This is a genomic window from Variovorax sp. P1_H2 (assembly GCF_056405295.1).
The window spans coordinates 81,388-107,482 of sequence record NZ_JBFUCJ010000005.1; the positions used below are offsets into that span (position 1 = coordinate 81,388).

General features: G+C 67.4%; 23 protein-coding genes. 6 read left to right on the top strand and 17 right to left on the bottom strand.

The window, feature by feature from the left end; genetic code table 11:
* Positions 1 to 12: 12 nt before the first annotated feature.
* Positions 13 to 1,014 carry a Bug family tripartite tricarboxylate transporter substrate binding protein gene (locus tag AC1D2E_RS03565; RefSeq protein ID WP_478196124.1) on the top strand — a complete coding sequence of 334 codons (1,002 nt, stop codon included), beginning with the start codon at positions 13 to 15 and terminating at the stop codon, positions 1,012 to 1,014.
* A gap of 75 nt (positions 1,015 to 1,089) precedes the next feature.
* On the opposite strand, the gene cydB is transcribed toward AC1D2E_RS03565, so the two are convergent.
* The 8 genes from cydB to AC1D2E_RS03605 form a co-directional block, all read right to left on the bottom strand.
* Positions 1,090 to 2,097 (bottom strand): cytochrome d ubiquinol oxidase subunit II, encoded by a 1,008-nt coding sequence (gene cydB, locus AC1D2E_RS03570; protein ID WP_478196125.1) that lies wholly within the window; start codon positions 2,095 to 2,097, stop codon positions 1,090 to 1,092.
* Complete coding sequence (locus AC1D2E_RS03575) at positions 2,094 to 3,503, bottom strand: cytochrome ubiquinol oxidase subunit I (RefSeq protein WP_478196126.1); 1,410 nt, start codon at positions 3,501 to 3,503, stop codon at positions 2,094 to 2,096. Before AC1D2E_RS03575 ends, cydB begins: the two co-directional genes overlap by 4 nt.
* A 16-nt stretch (positions 3,504 to 3,519) precedes the next feature.
* Positions 3,520 to 5,328, bottom strand: coding sequence for an outer membrane protein assembly factor BamB family protein (locus AC1D2E_RS03580; protein WP_478196127.1), 1,809 nt, complete (start codon positions 5,326 to 5,328; stop codon positions 3,520 to 3,522).
* A 224-nt stretch (positions 5,329 to 5,552) separates the two neighbouring features.
* On the bottom strand, positions 5,553 to 6,536 hold the full coding sequence (locus tag AC1D2E_RS03585) for a Bug family tripartite tricarboxylate transporter substrate binding protein (protein WP_478196128.1): 984 nt from the start codon (positions 6,534 to 6,536) through the stop codon (positions 5,553 to 5,555).
* Entirely contained in the window at positions 6,533 to 7,399 is an 867-nt protein-coding gene (locus AC1D2E_RS03590; RefSeq protein WP_478196156.1) for an ABC transporter permease, read from the bottom strand. Before AC1D2E_RS03590 ends, AC1D2E_RS03585 begins: the two co-directional genes overlap by 4 nt.
* Complete coding sequence (locus AC1D2E_RS03595; protein ID WP_478196129.1) at positions 7,396 to 8,574, bottom strand: type 1 periplasmic-binding domain-containing protein; 1,179 nt, start codon at positions 8,572 to 8,574, stop codon at positions 7,396 to 7,398. Before AC1D2E_RS03595 ends, AC1D2E_RS03590 begins: the two co-directional genes overlap by 4 nt.
* Entirely contained in the window at positions 8,571 to 9,560 is a 990-nt protein-coding gene (locus AC1D2E_RS03600) for a PQQ-dependent catabolism-associated beta-propeller protein (RefSeq protein ID WP_478196130.1), read from the bottom strand. Before AC1D2E_RS03600 ends, AC1D2E_RS03595 begins: the two co-directional genes overlap by 4 nt.
* A gap of 35 nt (positions 9,561 to 9,595) precedes the next feature.
* Complete coding sequence (locus AC1D2E_RS03605; RefSeq protein ID WP_478196131.1) at positions 9,596 to 10,309, bottom strand: ABC transporter ATP-binding protein; 714 nt, start codon at positions 10,307 to 10,309, stop codon at positions 9,596 to 9,598.
* 397 nt (positions 10,310 to 10,706) lie between these two features.
* Here AC1D2E_RS03605 and AC1D2E_RS03610 point away from each other — a divergent pair, with 397 nt between their 5' ends.
* Positions 10,707 to 11,174 (top strand): response regulator transcription factor, encoded by a 468-nt coding sequence (locus tag AC1D2E_RS03610; protein WP_478196132.1) that lies wholly within the window; start codon positions 10,707 to 10,709, stop codon positions 11,172 to 11,174.
* Here AC1D2E_RS03610 and AC1D2E_RS03615 read toward each other — a convergent pair.
* The 4 genes from AC1D2E_RS03615 to AC1D2E_RS03630 form a co-directional block, all read right to left on the bottom strand.
* Positions 11,135 to 11,962, bottom strand: coding sequence for a phosphodiesterase (locus AC1D2E_RS03615; RefSeq protein ID WP_478196133.1), 828 nt, complete (start codon positions 11,960 to 11,962; stop codon positions 11,135 to 11,137). The genes AC1D2E_RS03610 and AC1D2E_RS03615 overlap by 40 nt on opposite strands.
* Positions 11,963 to 11,982: 20 nt before the next feature.
* On the bottom strand, positions 11,983 to 13,515 hold the full coding sequence (locus AC1D2E_RS03620) for a TolC family protein (RefSeq protein WP_478196157.1): 1,533 nt from the start codon (positions 13,513 to 13,515) through the stop codon (positions 11,983 to 11,985).
* On the bottom strand, positions 13,502 to 14,377 hold the full coding sequence (locus AC1D2E_RS03625) for an FUSC family protein (RefSeq protein WP_478196134.1): 876 nt from the start codon (positions 14,375 to 14,377) through the stop codon (positions 13,502 to 13,504). Before AC1D2E_RS03625 ends, AC1D2E_RS03620 begins: the two co-directional genes overlap by 14 nt.
* 607 nt (positions 14,378 to 14,984) lie before the next feature.
* Positions 14,985 to 15,332 (bottom strand): YtcA family lipoprotein, encoded by a 348-nt coding sequence (locus AC1D2E_RS03630; RefSeq protein ID WP_478196135.1) that lies wholly within the window; start codon positions 15,330 to 15,332, stop codon positions 14,985 to 14,987.
* A gap of 61 nt (positions 15,333 to 15,393) precedes the next feature.
* On the opposite strand from AC1D2E_RS03630, the gene AC1D2E_RS03635 reads away from it, so the two are divergent.
* Positions 15,394 to 16,452, top strand: coding sequence for a DUF3500 domain-containing protein (locus AC1D2E_RS03635; protein ID WP_478196136.1), 1,059 nt, complete (start codon positions 15,394 to 15,396; stop codon positions 16,450 to 16,452).
* A 151-nt stretch (positions 16,453 to 16,603) separates the two neighbouring features.
* Here the strand turns inward: AC1D2E_RS03635 and AC1D2E_RS03640 are convergent, their stop codons facing one another.
* A complete protein-coding gene (locus AC1D2E_RS03640; RefSeq protein WP_478196137.1) occupies positions 16,604 to 18,334 on the bottom strand; it encodes an OPT/YSL family transporter in 1,731 nt (576 codons plus the stop codon).
* A gap of 34 nt (positions 18,335 to 18,368) precedes the next feature.
* Complete coding sequence (locus tag AC1D2E_RS03645; protein ID WP_478196138.1) at positions 18,369 to 18,752, bottom strand: hypothetical protein; 384 nt, start codon at positions 18,750 to 18,752, stop codon at positions 18,369 to 18,371.
* Between the two features lie 88 nt (positions 18,753 to 18,840).
* On the opposite strand from AC1D2E_RS03645, the gene AC1D2E_RS03650 reads away from it, so the two are divergent.
* The 3 genes from AC1D2E_RS03650 to AC1D2E_RS03660 are packed head-to-tail and all read left to right on the top strand — an operon-like array spanning position 18,841 to position 21,105.
* Positions 18,841 to 19,722, top strand: coding sequence for a S1C family serine protease (locus AC1D2E_RS03650; protein WP_478196139.1), 882 nt, complete (start codon positions 18,841 to 18,843; stop codon positions 19,720 to 19,722).
* A gap of 26 nt (positions 19,723 to 19,748) precedes the next feature.
* Positions 19,749 to 20,096 (top strand): response regulator transcription factor, encoded by a 348-nt coding sequence (locus tag AC1D2E_RS03655; RefSeq protein WP_478174835.1) that lies wholly within the window; start codon positions 19,749 to 19,751, stop codon positions 20,094 to 20,096.
* Between the two features lie 7 nt (positions 20,097 to 20,103).
* Positions 20,104 to 21,105, top strand: coding sequence for a S1C family serine protease (locus AC1D2E_RS03660; RefSeq protein WP_478196140.1), 1,002 nt, complete (start codon positions 20,104 to 20,106; stop codon positions 21,103 to 21,105).
* 72 nt (positions 21,106 to 21,177) lie between these two features.
* Here AC1D2E_RS03660 and AC1D2E_RS03665 read toward each other — a convergent pair whose 3' ends face one another.
* From AC1D2E_RS03665 to AC1D2E_RS03675, 3 genes are read right to left on the bottom strand one after another with little or no spacing between them, the layout of a single operon-like run.
* Positions 21,178 to 23,622: an efflux RND transporter permease subunit gene (locus tag AC1D2E_RS03665; RefSeq protein ID WP_478196141.1), complete on the bottom strand. Its 2,445-nt coding sequence runs from the start codon at positions 23,620 to 23,622 to the stop codon at positions 21,178 to 21,180.
* 18 nt (positions 23,623 to 23,640) lie between these two features.
* Entirely contained in the window at positions 23,641 to 24,732 is a 1,092-nt protein-coding gene (locus AC1D2E_RS03670) for a WD40/YVTN/BNR-like repeat-containing protein (protein WP_478196142.1), read from the bottom strand.
* Positions 24,733 to 24,745: 13 nt separating this feature from the next.
* Complete coding sequence (locus tag AC1D2E_RS03675; RefSeq protein ID WP_478196143.1) at positions 24,746 to 26,095, bottom strand: DUF1329 domain-containing protein; 1,350 nt, start codon at positions 26,093 to 26,095, stop codon at positions 24,746 to 24,748.

The window sequence follows — 26,095 nt, forward strand, 5'->3', positions numbered from 1 at the left end:
AGGAGACTGATCATGAATCTGAAGAAGAAATTGCGGCACGTCGCGCGCGCCGCGTCATTGGCCTGCGTTGCGGCGACCTGCCTGGCGACGGCGATGGCCCACGCCGAGGCCCCGAAGTGGCCCGACAAGACGGTGCGCATCATCGCCGCCGGCCCTGCCGGGGGGTCGGCGGACATCGTCGCGCGGCTGCTGGCGGACAACCTGTCCAAGGAGAGCGGCCAGCCGGTGGTGGTCGACCCCCGGCCCGGCGCCGGCGGCGTCCTCGCGGTGAACGAGCTTTCGCAGGCGCCGCATGACGGCTACACGGTGCTGGTGGCTGTCAATTCGCTGGTCAGCGAGATTCCGCACATCGTCAAGCTGCGCGTCGACATGGCGGCCGAGATCAAGCCGGTGGCCGAGCTCGGGCGCGGCGGCCTGGTCATGGTCGGCTCTCCTTCGGTGCCGGCGAAGAACTTCGGCGAGCTGATCACCTGGATCAAGGCCCACCCCGGGACGGTCAACTACGCGTCCTACACGGCGGGCACGCTGTCGCACGTGCTGGGGCTCCAGCTCAACAAGGCCGCCGGCATCGACATGACCCACGTGGGCTACAAGGGATCGACGCCCGCGCTGACCGACGTCATGGGCGGCCACGTGCCGCTGATGTTCGACGCCATGCCGAGTTCGCTGCCGCTGATCAAGGCCGGGAAGATCAAGGCCTTCGCGGTCAGCACGCCCAAGCGATCCGCGCTGCTGCCCGAGGTGCCGACCTTCACCGAGCTCGGCTACCCGCAGCTCGAGGCCACTGGCTGGATGGGACTGTGGGTCAAGCCCGACGTGCCTGCCGCGCAGCAGGCCAGGGTGCGCGAAGCCGCTCTCAAGGTGCTGGCGACGCCCGCGGTCCGCGAGCGGCTGCAGGACATCGGCTTCGAGCCGGGCCAGCCGCGCAGTCCCGAGGAATTGAGCAAGTCGCTCAGCGCGGACTACCAGCGCATGGGAGCCGTGCTGAAGTCGATCGACTTCAAGCCCGAGTAAGGGCAGCCGCATCGGTCGGCCGTAGAGCCTCACAGAGGCGCTCAGCAGCGCAGCCACGATGCGGATGGTCCTTGCTCACCGGTAGCCGCTGCGGACCTTGCCGCGGAACACCCAGTAGACACCGATGGTGTAGATCGCGATCACCGGCAACACCACCACGCCGCCGTAGAACAGGAACCGGAGCGATGCCTCCGGCGCCGCCGCACTGGCCACGGTGACTGCATACGGAACCATGAAGGGCCAGAACATCGTGCCGAGCGTCAGGTACGCCGCCGCGATGAACACCACGGTCAGCGTGTACGCGACCCCATCGCGGCGCGCACGAGCCCCCGCCACGACGCCGGTCAACGAGGCGATCGCCAGCGCGACAAAGACCCATCCCCATGGCCGATCTTTCAGATGGCCCTGCGCGACCGCGCCCGCATCGACTGTCAGCGACACGGCGAAGGCCAGGCCCAGGACCACGAAGACGGCCGCGGCCAGCCACGGGATGCGGCGATAAGCCCAGTCGCGCAGGTCGCCTTCGCTCTTGAGCACGATCCAGCTCGCACCGAGCAGCGCATAGCCGAAGACGAGACCGATGCCGGTCAGAACCGAAAACGGATGCAGCCATTCGAAGGAGGTACCGGCGAACTGGCCATTCGCCACCGGTAGGCCGCGCATCAGTGCGCCCACAGCGGCCCCCTGCACGAAGGCGACCACTGTCGATCCCAGGAAGAACCCCATGTCCCATAGCCAGCGTGTCTTCACGCTGCGGTAGCGGAATTCGAAGGCAATGCCGCGAAAGATCAAGCCGACGAGCAGCAGCAGGACCGGCAGGTAGAACGCGCCCAGGAACACGGCATACACCACCGGAAAGGTCGCGAACAGGCCCGCGCCGATGATCACCAGCCAGGTCTCGTTGCCGTCCCAGAACGGCGCGATGGTGTCCATCATGTGCAGGCGGTGGCTCTCCTCGCTGGTGGTGCCGAAAAGGATCCCGACACCGAGGTCGAAGCCGTCCAGGATCACGTAGACCAGGATCGAGATGGCAATGACCGCCGCCCAGAAAAGCGCCAGGTCGCTGGGCAGGGCCGGGCTCACCGAGCGCCTCCGGATTCGCCGTTGGGCGCGGCGTCCGTGCGCGCGGCGATGGCCAGCGGCCGGCTGCCGGTGACGTTGGCCGTGGCTTGCGTCTTGGCACGCGGTCCCTGGCGCAAGAGCTTGTAGATGGTGTAGATGCCGAAGGAAACGAAGAGCCAGTACACCACCACGTAGATGATCAGGGAGGTCAGCACGTCACCCGTGGTCAGGGAGGGCGTGACCGCGTCCTTGGTCCGCAGCAGTCCGTAGACCACCCAGGGCTGGCGTCCGATCTCTGCGGTGTACCAGCCCATGAGGGTGGCAACGAAGCCGGTCGGGAACGACGCGAAGGTGCCCCACAGGAACCAGCGCGACGACTCCAGCTTGCCGCGCCATCGCAGGAAGTTGCCGAGCCACGACACGGCCAGCATGATGAGTCCCATGCCGACCATCAGCCGGAAGGTCCAGAAAGGAATCAGCACTGGCGGCCAGTCTTCGCGAGGAAAGGACTCGAGACCCCGCTCGGCGGCGGTCAAGTTCCCCGACGCGATCAAGCTGCCGAGCTTGGGCACCGAGATGGCGTAGAGATTGCGCCGGTTCGCCTCATCGGGAATGGCGATCAGCACTTCGCTGGCGGGCTGCTCGTTCTTCCAGCGTGCCTCGATCGCGGCGAATTTGACGGGCTGGTGCTGCAGCACGTACAGGCCCGTCAGATGACCGAAGAAGAGCTGGACCGGGATCAACACCGCGGCCAGCCCGAGGCCCCAGTGCAGCATCATCCGGCCTTCGTCGAAGTGCACCCGGCGCAAGAGATACCAGGCACCGGTCCCCGACACGCACATCGCGGTCGTCAACAAGGCGGCGAGCAGCATGTGCGGCCAGCGCACCATCTGAATCGGTCCCAGCACGATCTGCATCCAGTCGACCGGAATGATCTTGCCGTCCACGATCGTGTGGCCCAGCGGCACCTGCATCCAGCTGTTGTTGGCCAGGATCCAGAACGACGAGAACAACGTGCCCAGCGACACCATGCAGCATGAGAAGAAATAGAAGCGCGGCGACACCCGGTCGCGCCCGAGCAGCATCACGCCGAAGAAGGTCGCCTCGAGCATGAAGGCCGTGAAACCCTCGTAGCCGAGCAGCGGGCCTTGAATCGAGCCGGTCTTGACTGCGAGCACACCCCAGTTGGTGCCGAACTGAAAGGCCATCACGATGCCCGTGACCACGCCCATGCCGAAGGAGACAGCGAAGATCGGCAGCCAGAAGTCGAACACCCGCCGATAGAGCGTGTTGCCCGTTGCCAGCCGCGCTCCCTCGATCGTGGCGAGCCATGCCGCCAGCCCGATGGTGAAGGCGGGGAAGATGATGTGGAAGCTGATCAGGAACCCGAACTGGATCCGTGACAGGAGGACTGGGTCGAGGTCCATGGTTCGAAGTTCGGGCCTATTTCTTCGCCGCGGCGCTGTCCAGCCCCAGGACGACGATCCTTGCGCGCCTCGGCTTGATGGGCCACGCGGCCATCGTGAAGTTGTCGGCGACGGCAACCTTCTGCACGCCATCGACGGTGTACGTGATCACACCGCCGCCGATCCCGCCGCCGGTTCCGAGCGGGCCGCCCCAGAGTTTCTGGCCGGTGGAGGAATCCAATGCGTAGAAGTTTCCGCCGACGTCCGCCACGAACACGATGCCACCGGCCGTCGGCGTGATGCCGGCCACGAAAGGGTAGTTGGACTTGGCCCGCCATTTCCAGACGCCGGTGTCCGCATCGCTGGCATAGACCCATCCGGCCCAGTGCCCGTCGGTACGGTCTTCCTTGCCGAACATGTTGATCGGGTTCAACGTCGCCATGCCGGTCCAGGGTTGGCCCACGGCCACAGACCGCAATCTCTCGTCCGTCTCGATCGTCACCGTATCGCACCAATCGACGGTGCCGCTGATGATGAGGTTCGTCGTCGGATCGAAACCCGGGGTGTTCCATTCAGTGCCTCCGACCGGGCCCGGACAGAAGTGAACCTTCTGACCGACGGCGAACGTGCCTTCGGCATTCTCGACCGTGGTGATGGGAACGCGGTACAGCAGGTTGTTGGAGGCAAGGTCGTAGCCATAGAGGTGGCCGTCCTTCGGTGCGACCGACATGAGCTGCTTGCCACCCATGGTCTGAAGCAGGATGGGCGGGCTGGACACGTCCCAGTCATGCCAGTCCTTCTTCACGACCTTGAAGTTGTTCTTGTAGTCGCCCGTCTTGGCATCGAGCACCACCACCGAGTCCGTGAAGAGGTTCTCGCCAGCCCGTGCCCCCGAAGCGAAGTCGGGAGCCGGATTGCCTCCCGGCACGTAGAGCAAGCCGTTCTTGATGTCGAGGGTGTAGGAGGTCCAGGTTCCGCCGCCGCTGATCGGTATGCCTGGGGCGTTGTTCCACGTCTTCGCGTCCAGCGGCGACTTGCCCACCGGGCCACGGACGACATCGCCCTCGGTTTTGGGAATGAGGAAGAACTGCCAGACGACCTTGCCGGTCTTCGCGTCGAGACCGTACACCTTGCCCTTGCCGCCCTTGTAGTCCCCGCCGGCATTGCCGACGTAAACGAGGCCATCCCACGCGATCGGCGACGACGGCACCGACTCGCCGCGTTTTGGATCGCAAATCGTCGTCTCCCACACCTGCTTGCCTGTCTTGAAGTCGAAGGCCAGCACCCGGCAGTCCTGCGTGCCACGAAACAGCAGGCCGTCCATGTAGGCGGGGCCACGGTTGGAAGGCAGAAGGCCCGGGGGATAGTCCAGATGCGTGCGCCAGTTCTGCGCGCACGTGGCCGGATTGATCGAGAAGATGTCGAACTCTGTAGAGCCGATCAAAGCGTTGTTCACCATGAGCAGGCCGGATTCGAAGGCCGTGATCTCCCCGATCTCGTAGACGCACTGGATCTTCAGGTTCCCGACATTCTTCGCGTTGATCTGGTCGAGCGGCGAGAACCGCTGCGAGGACGGGGTCCTGTTGTAGCTCGGCCAGTCGCTGGCGGCAGCACCGGGCCATGCCGCCTCGGCCAGCGGCGGTGCGGGCACCGCGGCCACAGGCGCTTTGTAATCGGAGTTCGTCTCGGTGGTCAGCGTTCCTGGTGGCGCAGCAAAGGACTTGAGAAAGTTGAGCCCCATGGCGCCGTAGGTCGTCATCTGTACAGGGAACGTGAGGTAGAGCGCTCCCGCGATGGCCGCGCCTGCCACAACCAGCACGCCGATGATGATGAGGATCTTTTTCATGCTTCTATCCCGATCGTGTAGGAGGGAAGGCGATGTGGAGCTTGAACTGGAGACGCTTCAATCGACCTGGGCAGGTCGCGTCGAGGGATCTTGGTCCCACACGGAAGATTTTGGAAGTGTGGCCTCCGAGAGCGCAATCCCGGCGACCACGTATGTCCACGTACGTGGCAAGCCGCCGGAAGTTCAAGTCAAAGGCGCCGCGGCCGCGATCTTCGACGCCGTCCTCAGCCACCCGCGCCGCGCGAGCCCTTCATTCGTTCGGCGACCGCACGCTCCCTGGCGTACTCTTCGCGGCAGGCGTTCGCGTAGTCCTCCGGGCCGAGGTAGGCGATCTCCTGGTCGTACCTTGCCAGGTCTTCGCCGAACCGCGGGTCGAACAGGGCCTTCTTGAAGGCGCCATGCAGCACGTCCAGTACGTCGACTGGCAATCCGCGCGGGCCGGCCAGCCCGTAGGGCGACATCGCCACGATGTCGAAGCCCAGTTCGCGCAATGTCGGCACCTGCGGCCAGCGCCCGGAGCGCTGCGCCCCCAAGGTCGCGAGCAGCCGCAGGCGGCCCGCATCGACCTCGGGCGCGAAGCCGGTGGAACTGACCCCGGCCATCACCTGGCCCGACGCCACCGCCAGGGTCAGCTCGGAGCTGCCMTTGTACGGCACATGGATGTAGCTCAGCCCGCGCTCGGTGAACAGCGCCTCGAGCACGAGGTGCGGCGTGGTGCCGACGCCATTGGTGGCGATGCTCAACTCGCCGGGCCGTGCGCGTGCGAAGTCGAACAACTGGTCGAGCGAGCGCAGCGGGCTGGCGGCGCGCACCAGCACCCCGAATGTGACGCCCGAAATCTGGATGATCGGCGTGACGTCTCGCACCGGATCCCACAGCACCTTTTGCATGAACGGCGCGCGAAAGACCGGCTGCGGCATCTGCGCGATGGTGTAGCCGTTGGGTTCGGCCTGTTGCAGGATCGGCATCGCCAGCGTGCCGCCGGCGCCGGCGCGGTTCGCCACCACCACGGGCTGGCCGAGCGCCGGCGCGGCGAGTTCGGCCAGGAGCCGCAGCGTCAGGTCGGTGGCGCCACCCGCCGCCCATGGCACCCACATCATGATCGGCCGGGAGGGGAAGGCTTCGGCTGCCAGCGCGTGCGCCAAAGGCCCCGCAGTCAGCGCGAGCGCGGCCGCACGTCCCAGCCAGCGGCGGCGGCCGGTGTTCATGCCGAACCTCCGCCGCGCCTCGTCAATCCACCAAAACCGCGCTGCGGGTCGTAGCCCCAGCAGGCCAGCACGAAGAAGACCGCCAGGCACCCGAGCACCACCCAGGGCGCCTCGCCGGGGTCCTTGCCATACAACGCAAACCGGATCCATTCGACGGCGTGCGTGAACGGGTTGAAGCGGGCCAGCTGATAGACCCATCCGGCGCCCGACTCCCGCAGCTTCCACAGCGGGTAAAGCGCGGTGGACATGAAGTACATCGGAAAGATCACGAAGTTCATCGTGCCGGCAAAGTTCTCGAGCTGCTTGATGTGCACCGACAGCAGCAGGCCGAGCGCGCCCAGCATCAGCGCCCCGCAGACCAGCGCCAGCAAGGCATGCAGCCCGCCCAGCGAAAGAAGCGGCAGGTCGGTGCCGATCAAGGTCGCGACGATCACGAAGGCCAGGGCCTGCAGTACCGACAGCAGGGCCGTCGCGCAGAGCTTGCAAAACAGCAGCCATGCGCGCGGCAAGGGTGCGGTGAGCAGCAGCCGCATCAGACCCATCTCGCGGTCGTAGACCATCGCGAGTGACGACTGCATCCCGTTGAACAGCAGCACCATGCCCACCAGGCCCGGCGCGATGTAGACGTCATAAGGGATGTAGGTGTCGTAGGGCTCGACGATCGCGACGCCGAACACGTTGCGAAAGCCCGCCGCGAACACCGCCAGCCACAACAGCGGGCGCACCAGCGCCGACACCAGCCGGCCGGTCTGCTGCGAGAACTTGAGCAGTTCGCGCATGACGATCGCCTGCATGGCCTGCAGCGCATGCGCGAGGCCGCGGCGCGGCGCAAGTTCTGCCGCGCCGGCTTCGGCGGGAATCATCGCGTCGTCGTGCATCGCTTCTCCGGGGCGTCCGCGCCCAGTGTATCCAGCACGTTGCTCGGGTGCAGCAGGCCATCGACCGGCGCCTGCGAAATCACGCCCTGGCCGTCGGTGAGCAGGACGGTCTGACGCAGCTGCCCATCCCAGGAACGAAAGGTCAGACTCGTGCCCTTGGAGCCGTCGAGCGGCGTCTTGGCGAGCGCCTGCGCCCAACTCGCGGCAGGCCCCTTCGGTGCCGCGGTGGCGGCCGCGACCAGCGCCTTGCCCGCCATCCATGCCGACCAGTCGCTCGCAGTCATGGGCCGGCCGGCCGCCTTGGCGAAGCGGCGTGACACCTGCGGCGCGCCGTAGCGCTCGAACTGCGCATGCCAGGCCAGCGCCACCAGCCCCGCATCACCCACCACCGGGCGAGGCAGCACGATCCGATACGGCAAGCCGCGCGCAAATTCGCCGTCGCTGTCGACCACCCAGACGGCGTCGTAGGTGCTGCCGGCCGTCAGCAGCAGCGGATTGGCCAGGTCGCGCTCCCGCGGGTCGCCGGAAAGCTTGAAGGGCCGCACCGCGACCACCTGCAAGCCGTAGCGCTTGATCGAAGCTTGCGCCGTGGCAGCGCGCAACGGGTCCTGCACGCTCGGGCCGACGAGCAGCAGCAACTTGCTCCATTTGCGCGACACGAGCGTTTGCGCCAGTGCGTCGGCGCGCATGCGCTCGCTCGGAAGGATGTGGAACAGGTGCGCCCGGCAGTCCTGCTCGCGCAGGCGGTCGGCGGCCTCGCCGATGTTGATCACCGGCAGCTTCACGGCATCGACCACGGCCAGCGTCCAATCCGCGGGAAGATCCGTCACCAGCACCGCGGCGCCGGATCTTTCGGCCGCCTGCGCGGCCGCGCGTGCGGCCTCCGGCGAGTCGGCGGACTGCTTCGCCAGCGTGACGGCCGCATCGACGGAGTCGAGCTCGAACTGGCCTTCGTCCAGCGCGACCTGCAAGCCGTCACTCGCAGGGCCGTCAGGGTGGCCCAGGAAATGGCGCTCAACGCGCGCCCGTTCGAGCCGCGCGTCGGGACTGGGCGAGATCAGCGTCGCCTTCAACGCAGTGATGGCACCCGTCGGCTGTCCGCTCGACGCCGGCCCCGCAAGAAGCAGCGACACGCCGACGGAGCAGGCGGACCACTTCATTCGACCACCACCAGGCCGTAGGGCACGCGGCCGACGGGGATGCTCTTGATCGGCTTGGCCGCTGCGACATCGACCACGGTGACGTCGTCGCTCAAGCCGTTGACCACATACAGCCGGGCTTCGGCCTTGTCGAGCGTGACGTTCCACGCGCGCTTGCCGACCAGGACGAGATTCGTGACCTTTCGCTGCGGCACGTCGACGAACGCGACGTGGTTGGCCCTGCCCAGCGCCACGAAGGCGCGTTTGCCGTCGCGCGACATCTGGATGCCCACCGGCGTGATGTCTTCGCTGCGCGCGCCCTTGACTTCGAACTTCAGGCTGCCGACCACATTGCGGGTGGMCGTATCGATGATGCTGACGCTGGCATCGAGTTCGTTGGTGACCCACAGTTCCTTGCCGTCGGGCGTGAAGGCCATGCGGCGCGGCCGCTTGCCGACTTTCACGTTCTTGACGATGGCAGCGCTGGCGACGTCGATCACGTGCACGAGACTGGCGACTTCGGAAGTCACGTACAGCGTCTTGCCGTCTGCGCTGACCTTCACGCCTTCGGGTTCCTTGCCGACCTTGATCGACTTGAGCACTTTGCCGTTCGCCGCATCGATGAAGCTGACCGCGCCTTCGTCCTCGTTGGAGACATAGATGGTCTTGCCGTCCGGCGACAGGTCGAAGGCCTCGGGCTCCTCGCCCAGCGGGATGCGGCGCAGCGACTTTCCCGTCGCCGGGTCGATCACATCGGCGGCGTTCGACTCGCTGCAGGCGAGCATGATCAGGCGATCCGCCGTGAGCTGGATGTGCCGCCCCCGATTGCAGGTCGGGATGGTGCCCTTGACGCTGAGGGTGGCCAGGTCGATCAGCGTGATCGCCTGGTCTTTCTCGCTCGATACATAGGCGGTGCCTTGTGCCACCGCGGCCGTGCCGAGGCACATGCACGACAGGGCCGCAACGGAACGGGCCACACGCTTCAGAAACTGGGCAACTTCATTCATGTCGGTGTCTTTCCTGACGTGATTCAGCCATGCATTCAACCCGTGCGCGCGATGAAGCCCGCTTCCAGCGTCGGCTCTCCAAGCGCTTGCGTCACCTCGACGGGCGTGCCGTCGGCCAGGAGTTCGCCCTTGTGCAGCACCAGTACACGGTCGGCGCCTTCGGCCTCCTCCACCCGGTGCGTTGCCCACAGAACGCAGACACCGCGCTCCTGCACGTTCGCATGCAGGGCGCGCATCAGGTCCTGGCGTGACTTGGGGTCCAGGCCCACCGTGGCTTCATCCATCAGCAGCACGGCGGGTCGATGCAGCAACGCGCGCACGAGTTCCACCTTGCGCCGATTGCCGCCGGACAGTTCACGCACCTTGCGATCGAGGTCGGCGTCGATGCCGAGCTGGGCACAGCCCGCCTCGATGCGGGACGCCGCCAGCCGACGCGGCAGGCCGTGCAGGTCGGCCTGGAACAGCAGGTTCCGGCGGATGCTGAGATCCAGATCGAGCGACACCTGCTGGAACACGACGCCGATGTGGCGCAACGCCGCCGACGCGGACCGGTAGAGCGAATGACCGGCCACTTCGACCTCGCCCTCGTCGGCCGCAAACAGCCCGGTGAGCACCTGGAACAGTGTCGACTTGCCCGCGCCGTTGGGCCCCAGCAGGGCCACGAACTGCCCTGCCGCCAGCGTCAGCGAAAGACCCTTCAACGCCGTCCGCGCGCCGTAGCGCTTGGTCAGGCCGGTGGTCCGCAACATGGTCGTCGATGGGAACGTCTGTGGCATGGGATGGGGTCGGCAGCCGCAGAGTCCTCGACAACCGCCAATCAGAAGGTCATCTTAGTATTCTTTCTGCGCGTGCGGCCTCTCGCCAAGCGCATCCGCGGAAGTGGGCAAACGCATACATCAACGCGTTTTCCGCAGCGGCCATCTTGTGCGGCTCCAGCGACAGCCCCTTTGATCTGGATCCATCCGGCCCGCGCGCTTGCCCGGCCACACGTTGCCGCGGCTGAAGCCTCATCAAAGTTGTGGAGGTGACCGGGGGCGGTCGTTTTTCCTTGTGAAAAGAAGTCGCAAGAATGGCAGCCGATGAGCTCGGGCGCACCATGAAGTGCTTCGACGACGCCAGCGCTCGTGTCGAAAGCGACGCGTTGCCATGCTCAGCACACCCTTGGAGGGGGAGCCGGTGAGCGAACCCACTGTATTCATCGTTGACGACGACGACGCCTGTCGGGACGCGATGCGTGAGCTGGTCTTTGCGGTCGGACTCGCAGCCGCGGTCTTCAGCTCGGCGTTCGAGTTCCTGACCGCCCTCGACCCGACTTGGCGTGGCTGCTTGGTGCTGGACCTGCGCATGCCGGGGATGAGTGGGCTCGCTCTGCAGAAGCGATTGCTCGAGATGGATGTCCGCATACCGATCGTGTTCGTCAGCGGCAGCGTCGACATTCCGACGGCCGTCCAGGTCATCAAAGACGGCGCCGTGGACTTCCTGCAAAAGCCCTACCCGCAGCAACAGCTGCTGGACGCCATCTACAAGGCCCTGCGATGGGATTCAAGCCAGGGGGGCATAGCGCCGGTCGAGCCCTATGCAAAGTCGAACGGCCCCTGGAAGCTGCCAATGTAGCTGGTGTGGCTGACCATGCCTTGGGTGTCATCCCAGAGGTGGAGCAAGCAGGCCGGCGGACCCATGAAGGATGCGGGGCTCGCGTCCGGGGACAAGCGGAGCGCAATTTCTGTTGTGGTGCTGGAACAAGCGCAGACGACGGTTCCCGCCCAGCGATGCAGCATCTGGCGGTGCACGTGTCCGCACAGCACGAGATGAATGTTGTCAAAATCACCGAGGACCTTGGCGAGAGGCTCGGGCTCGAGGTACCTGTACGCGTCCATGTACGGAATGCCGCAGGCAAACGGAGGGTGATGAAGCATCACGACCGTCGGCTTGATCGGGTTCGACGTGAGCGTCGTGCGCAGCCAGTCCAGTCCGGCCTGCTCGATATGGCCGTGGTGCAACCCGGGAACAGTCGAATCGAGTGCCACGATTCGGACTGGATAGTCGTCGACGCAGTAGTGCATCGGGCCGGACTCGGGCAGGTATGCGTGGTCTGCGAAGGCGGCTCGGAAAGGCTCGCGCCTGTCGTGGTTGCCCGGGATGACCAGATACGGAATCGTCAGCTCGGCGAGCAACTCTCGGGCGGCAGCGTACTCATCCGGGTGCCCCTCGTCGACAACATCGCCCGTGAGCAGCACCAGGTCAGGCCGTCGGTCAAGGGAATGCAGGTGTCGGATGGCCTCGGTGAGCATGCGATTGGAATCCGCGACGCCGTGATAGAGCCGGCCCTTCGGCCTGATGTGCATATCCGAGAGCTGAGCGATGAGCAAGGCGACCTCCTGACGAAGCGATGCGACAAGCATGTTTCATTCCATGAGGTGTGTCAGTATTGCGGGGCGGCGCCGAGCGCGCCGGCCGACAGCGCAAGGGTGGCCGCGGCCGACAGTGCCGTGCTGTAGGTCTCGGCTGCAGCATTCTCGGCCTGCAGCAGCTGCGTCTGCGCCAGCGTCAGATCGGTGACGGAGCCCACGCCGCTGCGGTAGGCAGCCAGCGCCGCGTCAAAGCTTGTCTGCGCGGCTGCTACCAGCGCCTGCGAGGCAACGTGTGCGGACAGGCTGGTGCGCAGGGCGTTGTCGGCGAGCACGATTTGGCGTACTGCATCTTCACGAACGCGCATGAGTCTGGCCTCGGCGCTGTCGGAGTCGGCGCGGGCCTGCGCCAGGATCGCGTCGCGCGTTCCGCCGTCATAGAGTGGAATCGTGATCCCTGCGAAGAGGGTGCCCCCCCTGCCTCTGCCGTTGATGTTGACTGTCGGGGCTTGCTGTCCCACCGACGGCAGCGCGGTCACACCGAGGTTTGCGGAGTTGTAGGCGCCAGTGCCCGCGACGAAGACTTTCGGCATGAATTCCGCCTCTGCCGCGCGCGCCTTCGCGAGACTCGCCTTCTGGGCCGCATAGGCGCTCAGCACGTCCGGGCGGCGCGAAAGCGAATCCGAAATGATGCTTTCGACGGAGGCAGCCATCGCTGGCGACAGGGACCGGCCCGACACGTCGGCGACCTTGATCCTTGTCAGTGGCGAAATGCCCATGGCCGTCAGCAGCCTGAGATGGGCGTCCTGGCTCCCACCCGTCGCCTGCACGACGGCGAGATTGGCCTGTGCTGTGGCCTGGCGTGCCTGCGCGACCTCGATGACGGTCCCGATGCCGTGCTTGTGGCGATCCTCGGCTGCCGCCTGCACGGCCTGAGAGTTCTTCAGCGATTGCGTCGGCGTCGCGAGTCGCGTGCGGGCCGCGGCATTCGCGTAGAAGGCCAGGCTGACGTCGTAGATCACCTGCTGGTGCGCCGCGGTGAAAGCGATGTTCGATATCAGCGACGCCTGCTTCGCCGCTTCGATGACGGCCGATCGCTCACCGAAATCGAACAGCAGCCACTGGAACGAGACCGCCGAGATGGTGCCACGCGCCGACGCGTCGCCGCTGCCGCTGAGGCCGAGCACCGAATTTCTGGTGCTCGTCGACTGGTATGCGCCGACGACGCTCGCGGTGATGTTCGGGAGGTAGCTGCTCTCGACAATGCCGGCGGCAAGCGCGACGCGCCGCGCATCGTTCCAGGCAATCCGAGTGATCGGATTGCTGGATTCCGCGAGATCGATCAGCTCGGGCAGGGCGTAGACCTTTGCACTGTCGACGCTGGCCGGCGGCGGAAAGCTCGCCATCGCGCGATTGGCAGGCAGGACGTAGCCGCCGGCCCCTTCCGAAGCACCTTTCTGCCCGGCCAGTATTTCTCCTTCGGCCGTCGTGGCCGGAACCCAGGGTCGGTCGGACCCGGGTGGCGCCATCTCGAGCGCCGAAGTTGCACAACCGGCCAGCCAGGCCGTGCAAAGCGCGGTCGCGATGGCCGACTCAACCCGGCGCATGCTGAGCTCTCCTGCGCGGTTCTTCTGCATATCGATGGAGGAGCGATTGCTCCAGTCTGCCGAGATGGTCATCGATGCGCCTGCCCACCGCATGTGTCGAGGCTTCGGGCTCTTCTTGCGGCCCCGGTCCCACGGCGCCCGTGGCACGTGCGCCCGAAGATGCCGAATGATCGTCGACGCTGTCGGCCAGCCTGGCGAGCCGGCCGGCTATGGCGTCGGAACACGTGGGATCGAGCCTGGCGTTCAAGAGCAGCGGCCCCTGGAGCGCTGCGATCTCGTGCGCCGCGCGCCGTCGCGCTTCCAGCCAATCGGGCGCGGGCCGAACGGCTTGCGGCTCGTAGCGGGCGAGAGCCATATCCTGTTCGAGCGTGCCCAGCGCCGCGTGCGCTTCACCTGCCAGCGAATAGCGGCTCGAGCGATTGGCCGCCGTCATCATGGCGCTCAAGCGACGCAGAACCGTGGCGATGGCTGGATCGATGCGCCGCGTGACGCTGACCGGCCAGATCGTTGTGAACACCACGTACATGACCAGATTGCCGAACAGGATGCCGACGACCCGATCCCGGGCTACCGTCATGTCGAAGGCGGGCGAAGCGCCTTGGATCACGCAGAGAAAGAAGGCGAACGCGATCTGAAACCCCGCATAGGAGATGCGCGGCGACCCCGCCGCGACCCAGCCCGAGCCGAGCGCCGCCAGGAAGACGATCGCCAACAAGCCGCCGATCGAAGTCACGCTCGGCATGAGAAAAACGAGTGCCGCGAGGCCGCTCGCGGCACCGACCAGGCAGCCGACGATCCGCAATGTCAGCTTCTCGACCGTTTCGGCTGCAGTGCCGAGCGAGACGATGTAGCAAGTGATCAAGCATCGTGTGGATGCCGGGCCAGTCGAGCAGCGAGTACACGAAGTAGCAGAACATGGCCGCCGCTGTGGTCTTGAGGGCGTACTGCATAGGCTCCGGGTTGACGAAAGCATCCGGCAGGAAGAAGCCTCCATCCTTCGTCTTCGTCTTCGACTTCGGCTGCGATGGCCGTGGCGCTGTCTCTGGACCAGGCTGCTGCGTGAATCGCACGAGTGCTTCCTTCATCTCTGCAAGAATCGCGGCGCCTGCGGGCGGCAAAGCCGGGTCAGGGGCTTCATCGTCGAGCGCGATGTCGACCGGGTACCCGCCGGCTTGCAGGATCGAGCCCATCTCGTCCAGCGTGCGCGCCACGCGATCCCGAAGCACGGGCGGCCATGGGCTGGGGCCTTCGGGATTGGCCAAGTCCACCACCAGCAGGATCTGCGTGACCGACGCAACGGCCCGGCGAAGCGCGGCGACGTCTTCTGCGACCGATGTCTTCTCGACCTCGACCCGTTTCAACCACCCTTGAATTTCGCCGGTCCCCTCGGACAGGGCTTTGCCGAGGGCCCGCCGAGACGCATCATCAGGCCTGCGCAGGTCGGTGAATTCCTGCGGCCTTCATTTCTGCTACGCGAACCAGAACAACCAGACGAACAGTGCAAAGCAGACCCCGATCGCGATGCACACGAACAGCTGATAGGGCAGGGCACTCGACAGCCCTGTCGCAACAAAGCCCGCGCGCGCGAATATTGCCGCGAGGACGCCGAGCAGCGCGCAGAGCATCCAGGCGGGGAAGTAGGCGCCGAAAAGCGCGAACGATGGCGCGGCGCGTTGCGCGCATCCGCTCAGCGCGAGCGAAATCAGCGGCACCCGAAGCGCGCGTGCATATCTGTCCGAGGTGGCCCTGTCAATGCGTCGATCGGCGGTTGACGCAGGCGCTGTCAAGGCCCTGCGGACATCCTCGGTCTTCTCCATATGCGTTGACATATATGCTCCTCGCCAACATGCTGCTTCATCACTTTGTCGAGGCTGGGCCATGCTGCTGCGCACTCTCTCCGCCTGGACGGCCTGCTGGACCTTGCTCGCCGTGGTGCCCCTTGCCGCCACCGCGGCCGACACCAGCCGCGCGGCGCAGGCGATGACGGCCGCGGCGCGGGCGCTGCTGGAGGCGACGCCGGCGCGGCAGCGGCCGGAGCTGCTGCAGCCGTTCACGCTGGAGGCGCGTGGCGATTGGAACTACACGCCGCGTAGCCGGCCCGGCATTGCCTTCAAGACCATGGAGGATGCACAGCGCCAGGCAGCGCAGCAGTTGCTGGCCGCGGCCTTGTCGGAGCCGGGGCTGGTCAAGGTGCAGGCCATCATCGCCTTGGAGATCGCGCTGCGCGAGATCGAATCCTTCGGCTTCTCGCGCGATCCGGAGAACTACGCCATCGCATTGTTCGGCACGCCGGACGCCACGTCGCCCTGGGGCTGGCGAATTGAGGGGCACCATCTCTCGCTGCACTTCACGCTGGCCGACGGCCAGGTAGTGGCCACGCTGCCTCAGTTCTTGGGTGCCAATCCGGCGCAGGTGCCGCGCGACATCGCCAACAAGGGCCCGCGCAAGGGCCAGCGCGCGCTGGGCGAGGAGGAAGACCGCGCCTTTGCGCTGCTGGCTGCTCTCTCGCCGGCGCAGCGCCAGCAAGCCATTTTCAGTGCCCGGCCGTTCGGTGACATCGTCACGCGCAATGCCGCCCAGCTGGACCCATTGGCACCTGTGGGTGTGGCCTTCAGCGCCCTGGACGCAGCGCAGCAGGCCTTGCTGCTGCGCATCATCGAGTCGCTGGCGTCGGTGGCCGAATCGTCGTTGGCGCAGCAGCGACTGGAGCGCGTGCGTGCGGGCGGCCTGGACGGCATCCGCTTCGGATGGGCCGGCGACACCGAGCGCGGCCAGCCGCACTACTGGCGCATCCAGGGCTCGCGCTTTCTGATCGAATGGGACAACTCGGGCGGCAACCACATCCACAGCGTGTGGCGCGACTTCGAGGGCGACTGGGGGCGCGACGTGCTCGGCGAACACTACCGCCGCACACGCGCAAGCAGCCACCGGCACTGAGTGTCGTGCCCGGCGCCAACTGCTTCAGAGCTGCGACACCGTACTGACCGGAAAGTCAGTCCGCATCGTGTGAAGCGCCACCACGGTGCATGCCCACCCTCTCAAGGGAGTCGGCTGGGAACGACAATTCATTTCTTTTTTGGGAGGGGGCCTAAGTCAACACCGCCAGCAAGCTGGCGACGCCAATCCCCACCGCCGCCAGCGCATCGCCGGCGATCAACCCGCCGCCGAACAGCGAAGCACTGCTCATGTCCTGCGGCACATCGCGCCGCACGGGCGCGCGCGCCGCCCACAGGCTACCTGCAACGCCGCCCGCGCCGAGCCACAGCGAGGTCGGCAGGTTGACGAAGCCGCCGAAAGACAGCGCATAGGGAGAAGGCAGCACGATGGCGTCCAGCACGAAATTGCGCGGGCGCACCCACTTGCGCAGCACTTCGATCGTCAGGCCGGCGACGATGCCCACGCCGATGGCGACGCGCTGGAATGGCAGGTCTTGTGCCAGGCCACGCAGCACGCCCACGAATTTGAAGGTCATGGCCGAACTCCAGGCGGCCGGCTGCTGGTCGGCCTTGAGCACCGTCTGGTCCTGCAGCAGCACCGGATAGGCCGCCATGAAAAGCCGCGCGAACACCACCGCCAGCACGGCGCCCACGACGATCCCCAGCACCTGATAGCGGAACTGCGGCACGCGTGGCGTGCCGAGCCGCCAGCCGGTGGAGCGGTCCTGCTGCATGTCGCAGGCCACGCTGGTCGCCACCAGCAGCACCGCGCCGACCATCAGGCCCACGCCGGGATCGCGCAGGCCCAGGGCGGCGAGGATGACGACCGTCACGACGAAGGCCGAGGAGATAGGGTTGGAGTCGCTGATACCGACCGATATGCCGTTGACCAGGGCGAAGAGGAACACCAGCGCCACGGCCACGAGCAGAAAGAAGACGGGCTGTCCCAGCAGCCAGTGGCCGCAGGCCACCGTGGCGGCCGCCCAGAAAGCCACCCACAGCACCAGGCGGGTGCTGTTCACCCGCCGCCAGTCGTCGACGGCCGGCGGCGGCGCATCGCTTGCAGCCTGCCGCCGCGCGCGGGGCAGGGCACGCGCGAATATCAGCGCCAAATCCACCAGAGCCGCGCCCATGATCGTGCCCAGCGCGATGAGGAACATGATCTTGCGCGGCGGGTCGCCGGTCTCCAGCCAGCCGATCAGGACGAAGAACGGCTGCAGCGCCACACCGATCAAGCCGCCCACCACCGCGGGGATGCCGATGCGCGCGCCGATCACGAGCCCCGCGCCGAAGGTGGACGCCGACAGTTCGATGGCGCCCAGCAGCGGCAGGCGGGCCGCGGTCAGTCCGGTCGCCAGTCCAAGGACGACGCCGCCTCCGAGCTGCCGCACCGAGCGCCGCAGCAGCGCGGTGTCGGTCAGCGCTCGCAGAATGTTAGCCACCGCCAGCCCGGACGGAAAGACCAGGTGCATGCGGTCCACCAGAACCGGCGTGTAGAGCATGCCCACGCCGACGCCGAACATACCGACGCAGGCGAGATACAGCGCCATCTGCCAGCCGGGCGGCTGCGGCAGTCCCATCCACGCCATGGCCTGCAGCAGCACGCCCAGGCCGCTCATGCTGGCGACCGAGGCGGCCGCGGTCTGGATGTAGTTGGCGCCGTGCCGGCCTGCCGCACCGTAGCCCGCAGTGACGGCGGAGCCCAGCAGGCCCGCCAGCACCTGGCCGCCCACAAAGAAGCCGAGCGAGAAGTTCATATAGGCTGCAGTCACGCCGGCCAACGGACCCAGGACGAACATGCCCGTGCCTGCCAGGAGGAGGTGGTAACGCCAGCTGCCCTCGATGGGCAACCATCCCCAGCGGGGACCTTGGTGTGGATCCATGAACAGGCTCGAGGGATGAGGTCCGTTTCCGGTTTCACAGGGCGCGCCACGCGTCCAGGCAGTGCGCCGCCAGCGCGGTGACCCAGAAAGGTTCATCCGGATCGAAAGCAAGCCCGAACATCGGCGTGACGAGAAAGCCCGCCCTCTCGAACGCCGACGGATCTGTCGCTCGAACAAAGGAAGCCAGTGCGGTAAATGGCACCGACAAATTGCCGATGTTCACGACCGGCGCCCGCAGGGTGATCTCTTCCAGCCTGCCGCCATCCTGAAAGCGGTAGACCACCGAGTCATAGTCGAGCTCATGCAGCCCGATGTCGTTCCGGCACGTTCTCATGGGCTCGCCGCGCATCCTCAGGACCTCTTCCCTGGAGGCCGAGAACGGTGTGTCATCGACGCGGACGAACGGCTGCAGCTTCATGGCTTGAACAGTATGCACACCCTGCCCATCCGGGCAGTAGCGCCAGCCCTTGTGCCTTCACACAATGAAGCCATCTAAGGAGTTCCCCATGGCCGACACGATGTCCTCATCTCTCGAACAACTGTCCGCGGCAATGGCCGATGCGGTGGCTGCTGCGTCCGGCAGCGTGGTGGCGGTGCACACCGGGCGTTCGCGCGCGAGCGGCTTCGCCTGGCGCGAAGGGCTGGTCGTCACCTGCGAAGAGGCGCTGCCCGACGACGCGGACGTGACGGTCTGCCTGCCCGGCGGTGCGAGCGCGCGGGCAACGCTCGTCGGGCGCGACGCCGGCACCGACATCGCCCTGCTGCGCATCGATGGCGCCGCGCCCTCCCCGATCGCGTTCGACGCGGCGCCGGTGCGCGTCGCATCCCTGGCACTCTCGGTGGGATCGCTCGCCGGCACGCCGGTCGCTGCGGCCGGCGTGGTTTCGCTGGCGGCGCCCGCATGGCGCAGCCTGCGCGGTGGTGACATCGACGCACGGATCGAGCTCGGGCTGACGATGCGGCGCATCGCCGAAGGCGGACTGGTGCTGGATGCGCAAGGCCGGGCCATCGGCATGAGCGTCTTCGGGCCGCGCCGCCGCGTGCTCGTCATTCCGGGCGCGACGATCGACCGTGTGGCCGCGCAGTTGGCCGCCCACGGCCGGGTGCCGCGAGGCTACCTGGGCCTGGGCCTCCAGCCGGTGAAGGTCGAGCCCGAGGGCATCGGTGCCATGGTGATGAGCATCGACCGCGACGGACCGGCTGCGGCGGCGGGCCTGCGCCAGGGCGACGTGATCGTGGCCTGGAACGGCGAGCCGGTGCGCAGCGTGCAGATGCTGCTGCGCGCGCTGGGGCCCGCCAGCGTCGGCACCGTCGTGGCGCTGTCGCTGCGGCGCGCGGGCGAGCCCGCCGAGACGCAGATCACCATTGGCGAAAGGCCGGCCGATTGACCAGGACGAGCGTCACGGAGCCGATCGTGATCGCGATCGATGTGGCCGATGCCGCGCTGTCGGAGCGCCTGCTCGCGTCGCTGGCGGAGGTGCCAGGGCTGCGTGTCGCGCGGCGCGGCGAACCGGCCGATGTCACGGTGGTGGTGGCCGATGCAACGACCGCGGCAGACGCCGACGCGACGCTGACCCGGCGCGAACTCGAAGTGCTCGCCCTCATGGCCGAAGGCGCATCCAACAAGGCCATCGCCCGGCGGCTGGGCATTTCGGTGCACACGGCCAAGTTCCATGTCGGCTCGCTGCTCGACAAGCTGGACGCCACCGGCCGCACGGATGCGGTGGCGCAAGCGGTGCGGCAGGGTGTCATCCATCTTTGAGAAGACCATGTTCGACGACCACACCCTCTCTCCCTCCATCGACGGCAGCGCGCCCGAGCTGAACCAGGACGCGCTCATCGACGCCTACTCGCACGCGGTCGCGACGGTGGCCGACAACGTCGGCCCGGCCGTGGTGCGCGTGCAAAGCGGCACGGCCGGCCGCCGCGGCGGCCTGGGCTCGGGCGTGGTCATCGCCGGCGACGGGCTGGTGCTGACCAACAGCCACGTCGTGGGCGGTGCGCGGCGCGTGCGCATCGGGCTCGCGGAAGCCGGCGACAGGGAAGCCGAAGTGCTCGGCGACGATCCCGCCACCGATCTCGCGCTGCTGCGCGTGGAGCTTCCGCGCAGCGCGGCCACCGCGACGCTCGGGGATTCGAAGATGCTCAGGCGCGGCCATCTGGTCGTGGGCATCGGCAATCCGCTGGGCTTCGAATCGACCATCACCGCCGGCATCGTGTCGGCGCTGGGCCGCTCGCTGCGATCGCAGAGCGGGCACCTCATCGACGACGTGATCCAGACCGACGCGGCGCTCAATCCGGGCAACTCGGGCGGCGCGCTCGTGGCTGCGTCCGGGCAGGTGGTGGGCATCAACACGGCCATGATCGCGGGTGCGCAGGGGCTCGCGTTCGCGGTGTCGAGCAATACGGCGCGCTTCGTGATCGGCGAGTTCATCGCGCACGGCCGGGTGCGGCGCGCGCACCTCGGCATCGCGGCGCAGACGGTGCCGCTGCCCCGGCGCGTGGCGCTGGCCGTTCATTCGGGCGCCAACGCCGTGCGTGTCGGCGAAGTGCAGGCCGGCGGCGCAGCGGATCGGGCGGGCCTGCGCGTGGGCAACATCCTCATCGCGCTGGACGACGTGCTGGTGGCGGGCGCGGACGACCTGCTGCGCCTGCTCGGCGCGGACCGCATCGGGCGGCCCGTGGAGGTGTCGCTGCTGCGCGATGGCCGCCTCGTCGCACGCACGGTGACGGCGCAGGAACGGCCGGCGCCGGCTTCCGCACGGCGCTAGACATGAGAGGGTCGCCGCCCGGAGGCGGTCGCGTCCGGATGCGCCGGCCGCCGAGGTCGACGAACTGCGTCTTCAGGCCGGTGCGGCGCAAGGCGTTTCGCTGGCCAACGCTTCCGGTGTGCGCGAACGCAGCAGGAAGTACGACAGCGCCGGGATCAGCAGCACCGCGCCGACCATGTTCCAGATGAACATGAAGGCCAGCAGGATCCCCATGTCGGCCTGGAACTTGATGGGCGACAGCGCCCAGGTGAGCACGCCCGCGGCCAGTGTCACGCCGACCAGCACGACCACCTTGCCGGTGAACTGCAGGGCCGCGCGGTAGGCGCTGCCGAGGGATGCGCCGGAACGCTGCTGGGCCAGCTGCACGCTGAGGAGATACAGCGCGTAGTCCACCCCAATGCCGACGCCGAGCGCGATCACCGGCAGCGTGGCGACCTTGACGCCGATGCCGAGGCAGACCATCAGGGCCTCGCACAGCACCGAGGTGATGATCAGCGGCACCACGGCCACGACCACCGCGCGCCAGCTCCGGAAGGTGATGAAGCACAGCACGATCACGGCAGCGTAGACCAGCAGCAGCATCTGCGTCCAGGCCTTGCGGACCACGATGTTGGTCGCGGCCTCGATGCCGGCACCCCCTGCGGCGAGCAGGAACTTGCGGTCGGTGCCGCTGTGCGCGTCGGCGAAGCCGGCGCTGGCCTGCACCACGCGGTCGAGCGTCTCGGCGCGATGGTCGGCGAGGTAGGCGATCACCGGCATCACCGAACACTCGGTGTTGAACAGTTCCGGGTTGTTGACGCTGGCCTGCTGGGCGCCATAGTTCAGCACGTCCTGGTTGCGCGCGATGGTCAGCCACTTGGGGCTGCCCTCGTTGCTGCCGGCGGTGATCTGGCGCACGGCGTTGGTGAGCGACATCGTCGTCTGCACGCCCGGCACCTGCTGCAGCGCCCACGCCAGCCGGTCGGCTTCGACCAGCGTCTCGTACTTCAGGCAGCCTTCCTTGGCGGTCTTCACGATCACCGCGAAGGTGTCGCTCGACAGCGAGTAGTTGGCCGTGACGTAGGCGTTGTCGCGGTTGTACCGGGAGTCCGGCCGCAGCTCGGGCGCGCCCGGGTCGAGGTCGCCGATCTTCAGGTGCGTGCTGACCGCGAGGCCGACCGCCATCAGCGCGGCGGCGAGCGCCACGGTGCCGACGGCCCAGCGCCGCTGGGTAAAGCGGTCGAGCCAGGCGTACACCCGGTCGACGCCGCGCCCGCCCGACCCGTCGCGTTCGGCACGCAGGCTGCGCTCGGCGGCGGCGGGACTGACGCCGATGTACGACAGCAGCACCGGCAGCAGGATCAGGTTGGTCATGATCAGCACGGCCACGCCGATGCTGGCGGCGAGCGCCAGGTCCTGGATGACCGGAATGTCGATCAGCATCAGCACCGCGAAACCGACCGCATCGGCCACGAGCGCGGTCAGCCCGGCGAGGAAGAGGCGGCGAAAGGTGAAGCGCGCCGCCACCCGCCGGTGGGCGCCGCGGCCGATGTCCTGCATGATCCCGTTCATCTTCTGGGCACCGTGCGACACGCCGATGGCGAAGACCAGGAAGGGCACCAGGATCGAGTAGGGGTCGAGCTCGAAGCCGAGCCCGGCGATCAGCCCGAGCTGCCACACCACGGCCACCAGGGAGCAGGCGACGACCAGCGCGGTGCTGCGCACGCAGCGCGTGTAGAAGAAGATGATGAGCGTCGCCACCAGCGCGGCGAGGCCGAAGTACAGCGCCACCTGGTAGAGGCCGTCGATCAGGTCCCCGACCAGCTTCGCGAAGCCGATGCTGTGCACGCGGATGCCCGTGGCCTGGCCCTTGTCGTCCGTCTCGTAGCGCGCGCGCATCTCGTCGAGCGTGTGCGACAGGGCCCGGTAGTCGATGCGCTGGCCGGCGTTCTGGTCCAGCAGCGGCACGACGATCATGCTCGACTTGAAGTCGTTGCCGACGAGGCCGCCGACCAGTCCGGCGCGCGCGATATTGCCGCGCAGCTGCTCGATGGCGGCGGGCGAGCCATCGTAGTTGTCGGGCATGACCGGCCCGCCGCGGAAGCCTTCTTCCGTCACCTCGGTCCAGCGCACGGCCGGTGCCCACAAGGACTTCATCCAGGCGCGGTCGACGCCCGGTGTCAGGAAGAGCTCGTCCTGGATGCGCTTGAGCGCCTTCAGGTAGCGCGGGTCGTAGACATCGCCCTGGGTGTTCTCCACGACGATGCGCAGGGAGTTGCCCAGCCCGCGCAGGTCCGAGCGATGCGCCAGGTAGTTCTGGATATAGGGGTGGCTCTGCGGGATCATCTTCTCGAAGCTGGCATTCAGCGTCAGCTTCGTTGCGGCCACGAAGCCGAGCAGCAGCGTGATCAGGCCGCAGGCGACCATCACCGCGAAGCGGTGATTGAAGATGAGCCGCTCCAGGCGCGAGCCGGAGCGGGGGTCGAATCGGTCGAGCGAAGTCGGCGCGGACCTGTCCGCGTTCGAAAGGGGATGCACGGGTGGTCTCCGAGCCTCTCAGGGCAGTTGAAGCGATTGGGCGCCGCGTGGCCCGGCAATGACGAGCGTGCCCTTGGCGGGCATCGCGACCGCGGCGGCGGGTACGGTGCGTTCGGCCGATTCGGCCTTGAAGCTCGCGCCGTCATCGGCGCTGCGCAGGATGTGGCCGGCCTGGCTGACGATCACGATGCGTCCGTCGTCCTGGCGGATGCCTGCGGTCAGGCCGACCTGCAGGCCGGTGGGCGTCTGCTGCCAGCTCTGCCCGCCGTCGGTGCTGCGCAGCACGGTGCCGCGCAGGCCGTAGGCGACCAGTGAGCCGGCATGGCCCGTGATGCCGAACAGGGTGCCCTTGTAGGGCAGCTCGAGTGCGCGAAAACGCGTGGCGCCATGCGCCAGCTTGAGCAGCAGTCCCTGCTCGCCGGTGATGTAGACGTCCTGGCCGATGCCCCGCACCGCGTAGAGGTGCAGGCCCTTCGGGTTGTCGACGGCGTGCAGCCACGGCTCCCAGTTTTGGCCGCCGTCGCGGGTGTGCAGCACCAGGCCGAATGCACCGACCACGAAGCCTTCGGATGGATCGCGGAACCAGACGTCGAGGAAGGGATTCTCGGCGCCCTGCACCTCGAATCGCCTGGCTTCCTCCAGCAGCAGCGCGGCCCGCTTCGGATCCTCGGCCGCCAGGGCGGCGGCTTGCTGCTGGTAGTAGCGGACCATGACGCCGCCGACCTGCAGGCCGTCCAGCTGGACGGACCAGCTCAGGCCGGCGTCGGTGCTGCGCAGCACGACGCCGTCATGCCCCACGGCCCATCCGGTCGTCGCGTTCGGGAAGCTGACGGCCACCAGGTCCGAGCTGACGGGCACTTCCGCCTGCCGCCAGTTCATGCCGGCATCGTCGGAGAAGACGATGTGGCCGCGCTGGCCCACCGCCACCAGGCGGTCGCCGGCGCGCGCGAGGCCGTTGAGCAATGCACGCGAGGCGAGCGGGCTCTTCATCGCCGGCGTGTCCAGCACGTCGCGCCATCCCTTGGAGCCGGCGGGCTGCGCGGCCCACGCCGCGGCGGTCAGCGCCACGGCCAGGACCAGGCCACCGGGGGTGGCTCGCTTCGCGTTCATCGAGGGGCCCCTTTCAGCGGACGCCGGATCCGGCGAGCGAGTCGGCGGTCCATTCGCGATCGGACAGCGGCTTGGTGTGGCGCAGGCCGCCGGTTTCAGCGATGTAGCCCGTCAGCGAGTAGATGCGCGACGCGAAGTCGTAGTGGCCGAACATGTCGGTGTACGGCGCGGGCAGGTCGTAGCTCGGCGCCATGTAGGCGAAGCCGGCGCGGTAGAGCTGGCCGCGGGCGTCATAGTTGTCCGAAGCCAGGGCCGCCCACGAGTCCTCGTCGAGGTAGAAGGTGCGCTTGCTGTAGACGTGGCGCTTGCCCTCGCGCAGGGTTGCCTCGACCACCCATACGCGGTGCAGCTCCCAGCGCACGAGGTCGGGGTTCAGGTGGTTGGGCTTGAGCAGGTCGTCCTGCTTGGACTGGTACACCGCGCCGTAGGCGTTGTAGGGCACGACCATCTCCTTCTTGCCGACCAGCTTGAAGTCGAAGCGGTCCATCGAGCCATTGAAGATGAAGGTGTCGTCGAAGGTCGTGGCGCCTGCGGTGCCGGGGTTGGGCGTGTCGTACGACAGGTCGGGGGCGACCTTGACGCGGCGCTGGCCGGGCAGGTAGCTCCAGGCGCGGCGGTCCTTCTGGCCGATGTCCAGGGGGTCGACGATCAGCAGGGCCTCGCCGGCGCGGCGCGCCGGGCCGGTGTAGGTCAGCTTGATGCGCCAGTAGGTGTCGGCGGCGGCCTTGCCCGTGTCCCAGAACGGAAACTCCTGCACGCTGACGCCCTCGGTGGCCAGTGCCGGACGGCCGCTGGCATCGACGTTCAGGTTGCGGTACTTGGCTTCGTAGCTCTGGCCGTTGAAGCGCACCAGGTGGTTCCACATGGCTTCGTAGCCGTCCTTGGGAATCGGGAACGGGAAGCCGGCGTGGGCGCCTTCGATCGAGCGCCCGTCGTGGCTGGTCTTGGCCTTGACCGCATTCGCCGACGTGTTGTCGGTGACGAACCTGGGGAACGCGACGGTGCGGTGCGTCGGGTAGACGTCGACCCGGAAGCTCGGGTACTTCTGCAGCAGGGCCTTGGTGCCGTCGGTCAGCTTGTCGGCGTGCTCGGCCATGTTCCTGGCATCGATCACGAGGCGCGGCTTCTCGTTGGCKAAGGGGTCGGGACGGATGCCGTCGCCCGCCGTGTAGCCGGCCGGCCCGCTCTTCATGCCACCGGTGTAGGCGGGAATGGTGCCGTCCTTGTTGGCGCCCTTGTCCGCCCCGACGGGCGTGAGCGTGGTGCCGAGGGCCTTGGCCTCTTCGGCGGTGATGGCGGCCTGGGCGGCCAGCCCTGTCGATGCGGCGACGATGCCCGCAAGCAGTGAGTGGGAGAGTTTCAT

Excerpts from the sequence above, each read along its gene's own strand:
- AC1D2E_RS03565 (WP_478196124.1), top strand. The coding sequence starts at position 13 with ATGAATCTGAAGAAGAAATTGCGGCACGTCGCGCGCGCCGCGTCATTG.
- AC1D2E_RS03575 (WP_478196126.1), bottom strand. The coding sequence starts at position 3,503 with ATGGACCTCGACCCAGTCCTCCTGTCACGGATCCAGTTCGGGTTCCTG.
- AC1D2E_RS03580 (WP_478196127.1), bottom strand. The coding sequence starts at position 5,328 with ATGAAAAAGATCCTCATCATCATCGGCGTGCTGGTTGTGGCAGGCGCG.
- AC1D2E_RS03590 (WP_478196156.1), bottom strand. The coding sequence starts at position 7,399 with ATGATTCCCGCCGAAGCCGGCGCGGCAGAACTTGCGCCGCGCCGCGGC.
- AC1D2E_RS03595 (WP_478196129.1), bottom strand. The coding sequence starts at position 8,574 with ATGAAGTGGTCCGCCTGCTCCGTCGGCGTGTCGCTGCTTCTTGCGGGG.
- AC1D2E_RS03605 (WP_478196131.1), bottom strand. The coding sequence starts at position 10,309 with ATGTTGCGGACCACCGGCCTGACCAAGCGCTACGGCGCGCGGACGGCG.
- AC1D2E_RS03610 (WP_478196132.1), top strand. The coding sequence starts at position 10,707 with ATGCTCAGCACACCCTTGGAGGGGGAGCCGGTGAGCGAACCCACTGTA.
- AC1D2E_RS03615 (WP_478196133.1), bottom strand. The coding sequence starts at position 11,962 with ATGCTTGTCGCATCGCTTCGTCAGGAGGTCGCCTTGCTCATCGCTCAG.
- AC1D2E_RS03620 (WP_478196157.1), bottom strand. The coding sequence starts at position 13,515 with ATGCGCCGGGTTGAGTCGGCCATCGCGACCGCGCTTTGCACGGCCTGG.
- AC1D2E_RS03630 (WP_478196135.1), bottom strand. The coding sequence starts at position 15,332 with ATGGAGAAGACCGAGGATGTCCGCAGGGCCTTGACAGCGCCTGCGTCA.
- AC1D2E_RS03635 (WP_478196136.1), top strand. The coding sequence starts at position 15,394 with ATGCTGCTGCGCACTCTCTCCGCCTGGACGGCCTGCTGGACCTTGCTC.
- AC1D2E_RS03640 (WP_478196137.1), bottom strand. The coding sequence starts at position 18,334 with ATGGATCCACACCAAGGTCCCCGCTGGGGATGGTTGCCCATCGAGGGC.
- AC1D2E_RS03645 (WP_478196138.1), bottom strand. The coding sequence starts at position 18,752 with ATGAAGCTGCAGCCGTTCGTCCGCGTCGATGACACACCGTTCTCGGCC.
- AC1D2E_RS03650 (WP_478196139.1), top strand. The coding sequence starts at position 18,841 with ATGGCCGACACGATGTCCTCATCTCTCGAACAACTGTCCGCGGCAATG.
- AC1D2E_RS03660 (WP_478196140.1), top strand. The coding sequence starts at position 20,104 with ATGTTCGACGACCACACCCTCTCTCCCTCCATCGACGGCAGCGCGCCC.
- AC1D2E_RS03670 (WP_478196142.1), bottom strand. The coding sequence starts at position 24,732 with ATGAACGCGAAGCGAGCCACCCCCGGTGGCCTGGTCCTGGCCGTGGCG.